Source organism: Pseudomonas sp. YA1 (assembly GCF_058680555.1).
This window is the reverse complement of sequence record NZ_JBZWBG010000009.1, coordinates 195,313-207,193: the sequence shown is the minus strand read 5'-3', so window position 1 is coordinate 207,193 and position 11,881 is coordinate 195,313. Positions and strand designations below refer to the sequence as shown.

12 protein-coding genes and 2 tRNA genes are annotated in these 11,881 nt (G+C 65.2%); 6 read left to right on the top strand and 8 right to left on the bottom strand.

The genetic code is table 11. The features are described from left to right. The first annotated feature begins 2 nt into the window (after nucleotides 1–2). Both AC4OR5_RS14995 and AC4OR5_RS14990 read left to right on the top strand, forming a co-directional pair. On the top strand, nucleotides 3–998 hold the full coding sequence (locus AC4OR5_RS14995; protein WP_003109170.1) for an ABC transporter ATP-binding protein: 996 nt from the start codon (nucleotides 3–5) through the stop codon (nucleotides 996–998). Continuing rightward, nucleotides 998–1,648, top strand: a complete 651-nt coding sequence (locus AC4OR5_RS14990; RefSeq protein WP_003091591.1) for an HAD family hydrolase — start codon at nucleotides 998–1,000, stop codon at nucleotides 1,646–1,648. The genes AC4OR5_RS14995 and AC4OR5_RS14990 overlap by 1 nt, the downstream gene beginning before the upstream one ends. A gap of 66 nt (nucleotides 1,649–1,714) precedes the next feature. Here the strand turns inward: AC4OR5_RS14990 and AC4OR5_RS14985 are convergent, their stop codons facing one another. After that, nucleotides 1,715–2,677: an NAD(P)H-quinone oxidoreductase gene (locus tag AC4OR5_RS14985; protein ID WP_019371589.1), complete on the bottom strand. Its 963-nt coding sequence runs from the start codon at nucleotides 2,675–2,677 to the stop codon at nucleotides 1,715–1,717. A 129-nt stretch (nucleotides 2,678–2,806) separates the two neighbouring features. Between AC4OR5_RS14985 and AC4OR5_RS14980 the strand changes: the two genes are divergently transcribed. Then, nucleotides 2,807–4,903: a carboxy terminal-processing peptidase gene (locus AC4OR5_RS14980; protein ID WP_079992419.1), complete on the top strand. Its 2,097-nt coding sequence runs from the start codon at nucleotides 2,807–2,809 to the stop codon at nucleotides 4,901–4,903. 95 nt (nucleotides 4,904–4,998) lie between these two features. Continuing rightward, the gene (locus tag AC4OR5_RS14975; RefSeq protein ID WP_003109167.1) at nucleotides 4,999–6,747 is read left to right on the top strand and encodes a bifunctional diguanylate cyclase/phosphodiesterase; all 1,749 of its coding nucleotides are present in this window, start codon (nucleotides 4,999–5,001) and stop codon (nucleotides 6,745–6,747) included. A gap of 13 nt (nucleotides 6,748–6,760) precedes the next feature. Here AC4OR5_RS14975 and AC4OR5_RS14970 read toward each other — a convergent pair whose 3' ends face one another. Genes AC4OR5_RS14970 through AC4OR5_RS14960 form a run of 3 tightly spaced genes read right to left on the bottom strand, consistent with a single transcriptional unit; the run spans nucleotide 6,761 to nucleotide 7,909 of the window. Beyond that, on the bottom strand, nucleotides 6,761–7,240 hold the full coding sequence (locus AC4OR5_RS14970) for an SEL1-like repeat protein (protein WP_034025192.1): 480 nt from the start codon (nucleotides 7,238–7,240) through the stop codon (nucleotides 6,761–6,763). Beyond that, nucleotides 7,230–7,595, bottom strand: a complete 366-nt coding sequence (locus AC4OR5_RS14965; RefSeq protein ID WP_003114793.1) for a hypothetical protein — start codon at nucleotides 7,593–7,595, stop codon at nucleotides 7,230–7,232. The genes AC4OR5_RS14970 and AC4OR5_RS14965 overlap by 11 nt, the downstream gene beginning before the upstream one ends. A gap of 2 nt (nucleotides 7,596–7,597) precedes the next feature. Next, the gene (locus tag AC4OR5_RS14960; RefSeq protein WP_003114792.1) at nucleotides 7,598–7,909 is read right to left on the bottom strand and encodes a helix-turn-helix domain-containing protein; all 312 of its coding nucleotides are present in this window, start codon (nucleotides 7,907–7,909) and stop codon (nucleotides 7,598–7,600) included. Nucleotides 7,910–8,012: 103 nt separating this feature from the next. Between AC4OR5_RS14960 and AC4OR5_RS14955 the strand changes: the two genes are divergently transcribed. Further along, on the top strand, nucleotides 8,013–8,759 hold the full coding sequence (locus AC4OR5_RS14955) for a substrate-binding periplasmic protein (RefSeq protein ID WP_034003494.1): 747 nt from the start codon (nucleotides 8,013–8,015) through the stop codon (nucleotides 8,757–8,759). Here AC4OR5_RS14955 and AC4OR5_RS14950 read toward each other — a convergent pair. The 4 genes from AC4OR5_RS14950 to AC4OR5_RS14935 form a co-directional block, all read right to left on the bottom strand. Beyond that, a complete protein-coding gene (locus AC4OR5_RS14950) occupies nucleotides 8,747–9,178 on the bottom strand; it encodes a YkvA family protein (RefSeq protein WP_003109163.1) in 432 nt (143 codons plus the stop codon). The genes AC4OR5_RS14955 and AC4OR5_RS14950 overlap by 13 nt on opposite strands. A gap of 369 nt (nucleotides 9,179–9,547) precedes the next feature. Beyond that, nucleotides 9,548–10,309 (bottom strand): BamJ family beta-barrel-assembly machinery protein, encoded by a 762-nt coding sequence (bamJ, locus tag AC4OR5_RS14945; protein WP_003091600.1) that lies wholly within the window; start codon nucleotides 10,307–10,309, stop codon nucleotides 9,548–9,550. 256 nt (nucleotides 10,310–10,565) lie between these two features. Beyond that, nucleotides 10,566–10,642 (bottom strand) — tRNA-Asp (locus tag AC4OR5_RS14940). 16 nt (nucleotides 10,643–10,658) lie between these two features. Further along, nucleotides 10,659–10,734: transfer RNA gene (locus tag AC4OR5_RS14935), tRNA-Val, on the bottom strand. Nucleotides 10,735–10,898: 164 nt separating this feature from the next. On the opposite strand from AC4OR5_RS14935, the gene rdgC reads away from it, so the two are divergent. Then, nucleotides 10,899–11,819, top strand: a complete 921-nt coding sequence (rdgC, locus tag AC4OR5_RS14930) for a recombination-associated protein RdgC (RefSeq protein ID WP_003091601.1) — start codon at nucleotides 10,899–10,901, stop codon at nucleotides 11,817–11,819. The last annotated feature ends 62 nt before the right edge of the window (nucleotides 11,820–11,881 follow it).

Genomic DNA, 11,881 nt, shown 5'->3' with positions numbered 1-11,881 from the left:
TCATGTCGTTCGTCAGCGTCGAACAGCTCGACAAGAGCTACGGTGCCACCAGCATCTTCCGCGATATCGACTTCGCCGCCGCCCGCGGCGAGTTCGTCACCCTGCTCGGCCCCAGCGGCTGCGGCAAGTCCACCCTGCTGCGCTGCATCGCCGGGCTGACCGAGGTCGACAGCGGGCGCATCCTCATCGACGGCGAGGATGTGGTGCCTTTGCCGCCGCAGAAGCGCGGGATCGCCATGGTGTTCCAGAGCTACGCGCTGTTCCCCAACATGACCGTGCAACAGAACGTCGCCTTCGGCCTGCGCATGCAGAAGGTGCCGGCGGCGGAACTGAAGCAGCGGGTCGCCGAAGCCATCGAACTGGTGGAACTGGGCGAGTACGCCGCACGCTACCCGCACCAACTCTCCGGCGGCCAGTGCCAGCGGGTGGCGCTGGCCCGCTCGCTGGTGACGCGCCCGCGCCTGCTGCTGCTCGACGAGCCGCTGTCGGCCCTCGACGCGCGCATCCGCAAGCACCTGCGCGAACAGATCCGCCGCATCCAGCAGGAGCTGGGGCTGACCACGGTGTTCGTCACCCATGATCAGGAAGAAGCGCTGACCCTGTCCGACCGCATCGTCCTGATGAACGCCGGACGCATCGTCCAGAGCGGCGACGCGGAGACCCTCTACACCGCGCCGGAAAACGCCTTCGCCGCCGGCTTCATCGGCAACTACAACCTGCTCGACGCCGAACAGGCCAGTCGCCTGCTCGGCCAGCCCTGCGCGCAACAGGTGGCGATCCGCCCGGAATCCCTGCGCCTGGGCAACGAACCGAGCGAAGGCGTGCCGGCGCTGGTACGCTCGCACAGTCTGCTCGGCAACGTGATCCGTTACCGCGTCGAGGCCGCCGGGGTGGAACTCACCGTCGACGTCCTCAACCGCAGCGCAGACCGCCTGTATCCGGCCGGCAGTCAGCTGACGCTGGTCATCGATCGCAACAGTATTCGAGAGGTAGCTTGATGAGCCTGGTGATCTTCGACCTGGACGAGACCATGATCCACGGCGACTGCTCCAGCCTGTGGAGCCAGCGCATGGCGAGTCTCGGCTGGGTCGACGAATCCTTCGTCCGCCGCGACGCCGAACTGATGGAGCAGTACGCCGAAGGCAAGCTGTCCATGGACCTGTACATGGACTACACCCTGCAACCGCTGATCGGTCGCAGCGTCGAGGAAGTCGAGCGGGAAGTGGAGGCCTACGTCGAGGAGGTCATCGAGCCGCTGATCTACAGCGACGCCTGCGCCTGCCTGGCGCGCCACCGCAGCGCCAACGACCGGGTGCTGATCGTCTCCGCATCCGGGGTGCACCTGGTCAAGCCGATCGCGGCGCGGATCGGCGTCGACGAAGTCCTCGCCATCGATCTCGAAGTGCTCGACGGACACTACACCGGCCGCACCCTTGGCACCCTCACCTATCGCGAAGGCAAGGTATTGCGTCTGCTCGACCTGCTGGAAGGAGACGATCGCCAACTGGCCGACGCCTGGTTCTATTCGGACTCGCGCAACGACCTGCCGCTGCTGAAGCTGGTCGGCCATCCGAACACGGTCAATCCGGACCCGACCCTGCTCGCCTACGCCAAGGAAATGGGCTGGCCGGTCAACGCCTGGCGCTGACAGGCTCGCCGCGAAAGCGCGAGCGGATCGCGCTTTCCATCGCCTCGACGGTGCCGAAGCGGCTCCTCAGGCCAGCGATGGGTCCACCACCAGCACGACCTTGCCCTGCACCTGGTTGCTCGCCAGCGCCTCGAACGCCGCCTCGGCGTCGCCGATCGGGAAGGTTCGCTCCAGCTGCGCACGGAGTTTCCCGGCGGAGAACAATGGCCAGACCTTCAATCCCAGCTCGGCAATCAGTTGCGCCTTGAAATCGGTATCGCGGGTACGCAGGGTCGAGCCGGTCAACTGGATGCGCTTGCCTAGCAGTTGTGCCAGGTCCAGTTGCGCCTCGCGGCCGCCCATCAGGCCGATGATCACCCAGCGCCCGTCGCTCCGCAGCAGCTCCAGGTTCAACCCGGCATAGCGGGCACCGACCGGGTCGAGGATCACGTCGAACGGGGCGAAATCGCGCAGCGATTCCAGGCTCTGCTTGCGCAGCGCGCCACCGGCGGCGCCCAGGGATTCGCAGTAGGCCAGGCGTTCGGCAGAACCGACGCTGACCCAGCAGGGGTTGCCGAACGCCTTGCACAATTGGATGCCGGCCGAACCGACGCCGCTGGCGCCGGCGTGCAGCAGCACTTTCTCGCCGGGCTGCAACGCCGCCAGTTGGAACAGGTTCAGCCAGGCCGTGGCGTAGACCTCCGGAATCCCCGCCGCCTCCGCCAGGCTCAGCCCTGCCGGGACCGGCAGTACGTGGCGCGCGTCCACCACCACTTCCTCGGCCATGCCGCCGCCGGCGAGCAGCGCGCAGACCCGGTCGCCGACCTGCCAGGTGCTGCCCGCGCCCACCTCGCTGACCACACCCGCACACTCGAGCCCCAGCGCCGGGCTGGCGCCGGGTGGCGGCGGGTAGAGCCCGGCCTTCTGCAACAGGTCGGCGCGGTTGAGTCCGGCGGCCGCCACGCGGATGCGGATTTCGCCCTGACCGCAGGACGGGGCGGCGATTTCCGACCACTCGACACGACCTTCGATACCTTGCAATGCGTTCACGCTGCCTCCATAGTGGGGTTGTCACGGCCCGATCACCCAGAGTCGGGCTTTTTGCATTGCGCCAAGGGAACCCGGCGCCGGCTAATAAGGCCTAATATGCGTCATTACTCCGCGATCAGTCGAATCAGCATGAAGCGTTTTCTGCCCCGTACCGCCCTGTTGCTCCTCCTCGGCGCCAGTTCGCTGCCGCTGTTCGCCTCGACCGCCGTCTCCGTCGGCAGCGCCCAGAATTCCTGGGACAGCCTGCAGCCGGACCGCGAGCAGGTCATCGCCAGCCTCAACGTGGTGGAGCTGCTCAAGCGGCACCACTACAACAAGCCGCCGCTGAACGATGAACGCTCGGCCAAGATCTACGACAGCTACCTGAAGATGCTCGATCCGGCGCGGATGTACTTCACCGCCGGCGACATCGCCGAGTTCGATCGCTGGCGCAACAGGTTCGACGACTTCCTCAAGAGCGGCGATCTCGATCCCGGCTTCGTCATCTACAAGCGTCACCTCGACCGCCTGAAAAGCCGTCTCGACTACGCCCTGGCGATGCTCGACAAGGGCGTCGACAAGATCGACTTCAGCGTCGACGAGAGCCTGCTGATCGACCGCGAGAAGGCCCCCTGGGCGAAGGACACCGCAGAGCTCGACGACCTCTGGCGCAAGAAGGTGAAGGACGAGGTCCTGCGCCTGAAGATCACCGGCAAGGACGACAAGGCGATCCAGGAACAGCTCACCAAGCGCTACAAGAACCAACTGTCGCGCCTGAAGCAGACCCGCAGCGAAGACATCTTCCAGGCCTACATCAACGCCTTCGCCCAGTCCTACGATCCGCACACCCAGTACCTGTCGCCGGACAACGCGGAAAACTTCGACATCAACATGAGCCTCTCGCTGGAAGGCATCGGCGCGGTGCTGCAGAGCGACAACGACTACGTCAAGGTCGTACGCCTGGTGCCGGCCGGTCCGGCGGCGAAGAGCAAGCAGATCGCCACCTCCGACAAGATCATCGGCGTCGCCCAGGGCAAGGGCGAAATGGTCGACGTGGTCGGCTGGCGCCTGGATGAAGTGGTCAAGCTGATCCGCGGGCCGAAAGGTTCCCAGGTACGCCTGGAAGTGATTCCGGCGAGCAACGCGCCGAACGACCAGACCAGCAAGATCGTCGCCATCACCCGCGAGGCGGTGAAGCTGGAGGACCAGGCGGCGAAGAAATCCATCATCAAGGTCGACCACGAAGGCCGCAGCTACAAGCTCGGCGTGATCGACCTGCCGGCCTTCTACCTGGACTTCAAGGCCTACCGCGCCGGCGACCCGAACTACAAGAGCACCACCCGCGACGTGAAGAAGCTGGTCGCCGAGTTGCAGAAGGACAAGGTCGACGGCATCGTCCTCGACCTGCGCAACAACGGCGGCGGCTCCCTGCAGGAAGCCACCGAGCTGACCGGCCTGTTCATCGACCAGGGCCCGACCGTGCTGGTGCGCAACAGCGACGGCCGCGTCGACGTGCTCAACGACGACGAAGGCAAGGCCTTCTATACCGGCCCGCTGGCCGTGCTGGTCAACCGTCTCTCGGCCTCCGCCTCGGAGATCTTCGCCGGCGCCATGCAGGACTACCACCGCGCGCTGATCCTCGGTGGACAGACCTTCGGCAAGGGCACCGTGCAGACCATCCAGCCGCTCAACCACGGCGAACTGAAGCTGACCCTGGCGAAGTTCTACCGTGTCTCCGGGCAGAGCACCCAGCATCAGGGCGTGATCCCGGACATCAGCTACCCGTCCATCGTCGACGACAAGGAAATCGGCGAAAGCGCCCTGCCCGACTCGATGCCCTGGGACACCATCCGCCCGGTGGTGAAGGACGAGGCCAACCCGTTCAAGCCGTTCCTCGCGCAACTCAAGGCCCAGCACGACGCGCGCACCGAGAACAACGCCGACTTCGTCTACGCCCGCGAGCGCCTGGCGCTGGCCCAGGAGCTGATGAAGGAGAAGACCGTCAGCCTGAACGAGGCCAAGCGCCGCGCCCAGCAGACCAGCATCGAGAACCGCCAGTTGGCCATGGAGAACGCCCTGCGCAAGTCCAAGGGCCAGGAGCCGCTGAAGGAACTCAAGCGCGAGGACGAGAACGCCCTGCCGGAAGAGGACGACAAGACCAAGCCGCAGGACGACGCCTACCTCACCGAGTCCGGGCACATCCTGCTGGACTACCTGAACCTCAACTCGGCGGTGGCCAAGCACTGAGTTCAGCGGGAGCGTCATAAAACAGTCACGGGACTGTCGTGAAATACGGGGCCGGTTGCACAACCGGCCCTTTTTCATTGCGACGAGAGCGTTCCATGACCGTCACCGAGCAGTTGAGCGCCCTGGACAGCATCCTGGCCCACGGCGACCTGCACTGCCTGTTCCAGCCCATCCTCTCGCTTTCCGAACGGCGTCTGGTCGGCTACGAAGCGCTAACCCGCGGTCCGTCCAACAGCCCGCTGCACTCGCCCCTGGCGTTGTTCGCCGTGGCCCGCCAATGCGGACGGCTGAGCGAACTGGAACTGCTCTGCCGACAACGCGCCTTCAGCCGCTTCCGCGACATCCAGGGCGACGCCATGCTGTTCCTCAACGTCTCTCCGGAGTCCCTCCTCGAAGCCGGCCATCCGCCCGGCCGCACCCTGCAATTGCTGCAACAGCTGGGGATCTCGCCGAACCGGGTGGTGATCGAACTGACCGAACAGACCCCCATCGACGACTTCGACCTGCTCGACACCGCGCTGCACCACTATCGCGCCATGGGCTTCTCCATCGCCCTCGACGACCTCGGCGCTGGCTACTCCAGCCTGCGCCTGTGGTCGGAACTGCGTCCGGACTACGTGAAGATCGACCGCCACTTCGTCGACGGCATCCACCTGGACACCGTGAAACGCGAGTTCGTCGGCTCCATCCTGAAGATGGCCCGAGCCTCTCGCGCCCAGGTCATCGCCGAAGGCATCGAACTGCCCGAGGAACTGGCGGTGCTTAGCGAGATGGGGGTCGACCTGGTGCAAGGCTATCTGTTCGGCCGCCCGCAGGAACACCCGGCGAGCGACGTACAACAGATGCTGCCCAGCGCTGGCGCCCCCAGCCAGTCTTCCAGCGACGAGCACGGCGACCTGCGTGCGCTGCTGCTGGAACAGCGCGCGGTCGACGTTCGCACCTCGACCCAGGAAGTGGTGGAAATCTTCCGCCGCCAGGCCAACCTGAACTCCCTGGCGATCCTCGACGAAGAGGGGCGTCCCATCGGCATCGTCCATCGCCACGCGCTCACCGACGCCTTGCTCCGGCCCTTCGCCTGCGACCTGTTCCTGCGCAAGCCGATCAGCCGCCTGATGAGCGACGATTTTCTCGCCGTGGAACTCGGCCAGACCCTGCAGCAGGTCAGCCGCCTGCTGACCAGCCGCGCACGCCAGCGTATCGAGGAAGATTTCATCGTCACCCGCGGCGGGCACTATGCGGGCATGGGCCGGGTGATCGACGTGCTCAGGCTGATCACCGAGGAAAAGCTCCAGCAGGCGCGGCACGCCAATCCGCTCACCTTGCTTCCCGGCAACGTGCCGATCCAGCAATGCCTCGAACGCCTGCTGCAACAAAGGCGCGAGGCGGTGATCTGCTACATCGACATCGACAGCTTCAAACCCTTCAACGATCTCTACGGCTACGCCCGCGGCGACGAGGTCCTGCTGTGCCTGGCACAGTGCCTGAGCGAACGGATCGACCCGGGCAGCGACTTCGTCGGCCATATCGGCGGTGACGACTTCATGCTGGTGCTCGGCCCCGAGGACTGGCGCACACGGATCGACCGGTTGCTGGAAACCTTCCAGAGCCAATGCCGGCGCTTCTACAGCCGCGAGCACCTGGAAGCCGGCTGTTTCGTTGCGCACAACCGCCATGGCCAGCGCGAGGAGTACCCGCTGCTGTCATTGTCCGTCGGCGTGGTGCATCTACCGGCCGAAGCCTGCCAGGGAATGGATGCCGCGCACCTGGCGACGCTGGCCTCCGAAGCCAAGCGCCAGGCCAAGGCGGTGCCAGGCTACAGCCTGCACCTGATCGAGGCCGCCTGAACCGTTCGTTCAGCTAGAGACCGAGCGCGGACGCCCGTTGCGCATAGTACTCGGCGCGCTCGCTGTCCGGCGCCAGGCCCGGGCCTCCATCGCGGTAGAGTTCCGCCAGCTTGCGCGCCGCCAGCGGGTGGCCCGCCTCTGCCGCTAGTGCCCAGTGGCGGCTGGCTGCCAGCGCGTCGGGCGCTTGCCGGCTGTCGCCCTTGAGCGCCTGCACGCCGAGCTGGTAGGCCGCTTTCCCATCGCCCGCGCTGGCAGCCAGGCGCAGCAGGCGCAGGCCCTCCTCGCGCGCGCCGAAGCCCTGTCCACGGAACAGCAGCAGGTGACCGTAGAACGCCTGGGCGTCGCGGTGTCCGAGGTTGGCCATGCGCGAGAACTGCCCCTGCATCCACTGCCAGGCTCGCGGCTGCTTGACCAGCCAGGGCCAGCCCAGCAACTGCCGAGCCACGCCGTAACCGAGGCGGGCGCGCAGGCGCCAGATCCATTCAGAGTTCATCGGGATACTCGAATTCGAAGACACGGACCACTTCCGCCGCATGCCAGCCAGCCGCGGCCGGGCCGTCCGGCGGACCGGAAAAACGCCCGAGGCGCTCCACGCACTCGAAGAAACCGGTGCGTGGCAAGCGGCTTGCGCCCTGGCTGATGACCAGCGAACTGCGCAACGGACGCCCCGAGCGCGCATCCAGCGATGCCAGGTGCTCGAGAGCCGCGGTGAGGGTGGTCATCGCCGGAGTCGGCAGTTGCAGGCGCTCGATCAGCGCCCGGTAGGTGAGCAGATGACGCTGGCGACGCGCATCCTCGATTTCCAGCAGCAGGCTATCCCAGTGTTTACGGCTGATCAGCACACTCAAGGTCAGGCCCCCGTCGCTTTGCCCAGCACACGCTCCAGGGCGAACAGGATGGCCTCGCTGGCCTCGCGTTCGCCGCGTTCGATCATCGCCATGTAGGAAGGGCTGATACCGACCTCCCGGGCCACCTGTTCCAGGCTCAGGCCGCGCGCCTCGCGGCGCTCCAGCAGACTCGCGGAAGGCGGCGCCGGCGCGGTCGTCTCCACCGCGACACTGGCGGCCGGGCGACCGGCGGCGGCCAGCAACGCCTGGTATTCGGCCCAGGGCAACACCGCGTATTCCGCCTCGCCGTCTCGCGTGATCACTTGGACATTCATGTCGGTCTCCTTGCAAGCCGCCATCTTATCAGGCACCGCGCCGCTGCGGACTGGCTATACTGCTGCCCTGGTCACACAGTCTGCCTGGTGGAGGAGCCCACGGGTGCGCCGGAGAAGTCTTGGTTTGTGCATCCTGCTGGGAGTCGGACAGGCCTTCGCCGGCGAGCTGCGCTGGGGCTTCAGCCCCGCCGACGGCATGCCCTACGTGGACATCGTCGATCACCAGCTGCAAGGCGGCTTCACCCGCCAGTTGGGGGAGCGGGTCGCGCAGCGGCTGGGATTGTCGCTGCGTTTCGTAGAAACGCCGAACCGAAGGATCGACGGCTTCATGGCCAGCGGACATATTCACGTGATCTGCAACTCCAACCCCGGATGGGATAGCAAACCCGAACGCTACCATTGGTCTCCCGCCCTCTTCGAAGAGCAGGACGTCCTGCTGCAGCGCGACGACCGTCCGGCGATCCGCGACTTCGCCGAGCTGCGCGGCAAGACCCTGGGTACAAGTCTAGGCTATGTCTACGCGGACGATCTCATGCAGGCCTTCGCTGCCGGGGAAATTCGCCGCGAAGATACCCGCGACCTGGCCAGTCGCGTGCAGATGCTCAAGCGTTCGCGCCTGGACGCCGCGGTGGACATGCGCCGCCCGCTGCTCTACCTGACGCGCCAGCATCCCGAGCTGGGCCTGAGCGTCAGTCCGCTGGTACTGCAGAGCTATCGGATGCACTGCATCTATGGCGGACAACTGCCGGTCCCCGTCGAAAGTATGGACCGGGTGCTCGACGAGATGGTCAGGGACGGCAGCATCGAGCGCCTGCTGGAAAACAGCCTGCGACCCCCTCAGGAACCCTGAACGCGCTCCGCCCTGGGAGCCGGCAGCTCTCGCAGCGCCTGCTGCGTCTCGACGCCCTGGGCGTCGCGCCAGACCTTGAAGGCATCCAGCTCGGACTGCCAGCGACGCACTACCCAGGCCAGGACGGCGAGATCGTCGAGCAAGCCGACACCGAAGATGAAGTCGGGGACGATATCCACCGGCGAAAGGAAATAGGCCAGCGCCGCGATCACCGAGAGCAACGCCTGGCGGCTGAGTCCGCGGTATTCGCCGCGAACCCAGGCCACCAGCAGTTCCTGCAGCAGGCGCAGGTCGCTCTTCACCAGCTTCAGGCGCGAGCGCTTGCGTGCTACCGCAATCAACAAGGCGGGCACCCGGCCACGGGCCAGGAAACGTTCCGCGATCCCCAGGTAACGACTGAATCCTCGTGGTGCATCCATCCTTCCACCTCGCTCAAGCGCTTGCCGCCGAGGCTCTCCGGGTTATCCACGCATACTGTGGATAACCTTGTGAACAGCCCCCCCTTCCGTCGGCGAGAAGCCCGTCGCTACAGGCTTTCCGACAGATCGGACACTTTTTAGACAATGCTCTAAAAGCATTGAAAATCAAGGGTTTGACCTAGCGCAACGGACAACCCGAGGTCAATACCGTAGGTCGGGTCGACGTGCGACAAATGTGTGCATAAGGGTAACACCGGCCGTGCCCTCGACCTGTTTTCAGACCCTCGCGGCAGCGCCTGGGTTCAGCCGAATCCGCAAATGAAAACGCCCCGTCATGGACGGGGCGTTTCATGCATCGCGGCGGAAGAATTACTTCTTCGCGTCCGCCTTGGCTTCGGGCTGCGCTGCGGCACCGGCCTCGGGCTCCGCGTCCGGCTTGGACGGATCCTTGATGCCGAGCAGTTCCATGTCGAAGACCAGTACCGAGTTGGCCGGGATCGCCGGGCTCGGGCTCTGCGCGCCGTAGGCCAGCTCGCTGGGGATGTACAGCTTGATCTTCTCGCCGACGTGCATCAGTTGCAGGGCTTCGACCCAACCCGGGATCACGCCGCTGACCGGCAAGTCGATCGGGCTGCCGCGCTCGATGGAGCTGTCGAAGACGGTGCCATCGGTCAGGCGGCCTTCGTAGTGGACGGTCACCACGTCGGTGGCCTTCGGTTGCGGGCCATCGGCCTTCTTCACGATTTCGTACTGGAGGCCGGAAGCGGTGGTGGTCACGCCGTCGCGCTTGCCGTTTTCCTCGAGGAACTTCTTGCCGGCCTTGGCGTTTTCGTCGCCGATGGCGGCCATGCGCTCCTCGGCACGTTTCTGCAGGAAGGCGAAGGCTTCGGTCAGCTCTTCATCGGTGAGCTGCTGCTTCTTCTTGCCGAGGGCGTCTTCGATGCCCTTGGCGACGGCTTTCGAATCCAGGTCGTCCATGCCTTCCTGGGACAGGCTCTTGCCCATGTTCAGGCCGATACCATAGGAAGCTTTCTGCGCCGGGGTCTTCAACTCAACGTTGGTCTGCGAATCGCAGCCGGAGAGAACCAGACCGACCAGTGCGATCGCTGCTGCCAACCGATGTTGTTTCATGCTGAGTCCTTTAATCTGTTCGCCGCTCGGGCATATTCGATGAAGCCGCGAGCTTAGCAGGCTGTCGCGACCAGTGGCTATGGGCAATAGGAACAGGTGCGCGCGGATAAGTTCAAGGCCGAACTTTCCGAAAAATGAAGGAGATAGCAGAACGAACGCGTGGAACGAGGACAGAAGAACAGCGGAAAGGAAGCGTCGAAAAACGTCGAATTATGAAGCGGGAAGGAAGCGCAAGAGATAAAGCGAAGGAAGGAAATGGCGCAGCGGACGGGACTCGAACCCGCGACCCCCGGCGTGACAGGCCGGTATTCTAACCGACTGAACTACCGCTGCGCGTAACTTGCGAGATTGGTGGGTGATGACGGGATCGAACCGCCGACCCTCTGCTTGTAAGGCAGATGCTCTCCCAGCTGAGCTAATCACCCTTCACTCTCGAAGTGGGGCGCATTCTACGGAGCGATTCGGCCCCTGGCAAGCCCCTCGATGAAAAAAATTTTCTGCCGTTCCAAGGAGTTAGCGACGGACCGGGGTTGGCCTGAGCCGCCAGCGGCGGAATAATGGGTCCTTTGTGCCCGGAGAGAACGACCCCATGTGGTTCCGCAATCTGCTCGTCTACCGCCTCACCCAGGATCTGCAACTGGATGCCGATTCCCTCGAGAAAGCCCTCGGCGAAAAACCCGCCCGCCCCTGCGCCAGCCAGGAGCTGACCACCTACGGCTTCACCGCGCCGTTCGGCAAAGGCCCGGACGCACCGCTGGTACACGTCAGCCAGGACTTCTTCCTGATCTCGGCACGCAAGGAAGAGCGCATCCTGCCGGGCAGCGTCGTGCGTGACGCACTGAAGGAAAAGGTCGACGAGATCGAAGCCCAGCAGATGCGCAAGGTCTACAAGAAGGAACGCGACCAGCTGAAGGACGAGATCGTCCAGACCCTGCTGCCGCGCGCTTTCATCCGCCGCTCCAGCACCTTCGCCGCGATCGCGCCGAGCCTCGGCCTGATCCTGGTCGACTCGGCCAGCGCGAAGAAGGCCGAAGACCTGCTCTCGACGCTGCGCGAAGCGCTCGGCTCCCTGCCGGTACGCCCGCTGAGCGTGAAGGTCGCGCCGACCGCGACCCTCACCGACTGGGTCAAGACCCAGGAAGCCGCCGGCGACTTCCACGTGCTCGACGAATGCGAGCTGCGCGACACCCACGAGGACGGCGGCGTGGTCCGTTGCAAGCGCCAGGACCTGACCAGCGAGGAAATCCAGCTGCATCTCACCGCCGGCAAGCTGGTCACCCAGTTGTCCCTGGCCTGGTCGGACAAGCTGTCCTTCGTCCTCGACGACAAGCTGGCGGTCAAGCGCCTGCGCTTCGAAGACCTGCTGCAGGAGCAGGCGGAAAAGGACGGCGGCGAAGACGCCCTCGGCCAGCTCGATGCCAGCTTCACCCTGATGATGCTGACCTTCGCCGAATTCCTTCCGGCGCTCTTCGAGGCCCTCGGCGGCGAAGAAATCCCCCAGGGCGTCTGACGCCCCGCTCTCCCGGCGGCGCCCGCCGCTGGGAGAGTCGCGCCCGGCATGGCAGACTGGCG

Excerpts from the sequence above, each read along its gene's own strand:
- AC4OR5_RS14995 (WP_003109170.1), top strand. The coding sequence starts at position 3 with ATGTCGTTCGTCAGCGTCGAACAGCTCGACAAGAGCTACGGTGCCACC.
- AC4OR5_RS14990 (WP_003091591.1), top strand. The coding sequence starts at position 998 with ATGAGCCTGGTGATCTTCGACCTGGACGAGACCATGATCCACGGCGAC.
- AC4OR5_RS14980 (WP_079992419.1), top strand. The coding sequence starts at position 2,807 with ATGAAGCGTTTTCTGCCCCGTACCGCCCTGTTGCTCCTCCTCGGCGCC.
- AC4OR5_RS14975 (WP_003109167.1), top strand. The coding sequence starts at position 4,999 with ATGACCGTCACCGAGCAGTTGAGCGCCCTGGACAGCATCCTGGCCCAC.
- AC4OR5_RS14970 (WP_034025192.1), bottom strand. The coding sequence starts at position 7,240 with ATGAACTCTGAATGGATCTGGCGCCTGCGCGCCCGCCTCGGTTACGGC.
- AC4OR5_RS14960 (WP_003114792.1), bottom strand. The coding sequence starts at position 7,909 with ATGAATGTCCAAGTGATCACGCGAGACGGCGAGGCGGAATACGCGGTG.
- AC4OR5_RS14950 (WP_003109163.1), bottom strand. The coding sequence starts at position 9,178 with ATGGATGCACCACGAGGATTCAGTCGTTACCTGGGGATCGCGGAACGT.
- bamJ (WP_003091600.1), bottom strand. The coding sequence starts at position 10,309 with ATGAAACAACATCGGTTGGCAGCAGCGATCGCACTGGTCGGTCTGGTT.
- rdgC (WP_003091601.1), top strand. The coding sequence starts at position 10,899 with ATGTGGTTCCGCAATCTGCTCGTCTACCGCCTCACCCAGGATCTGCAA.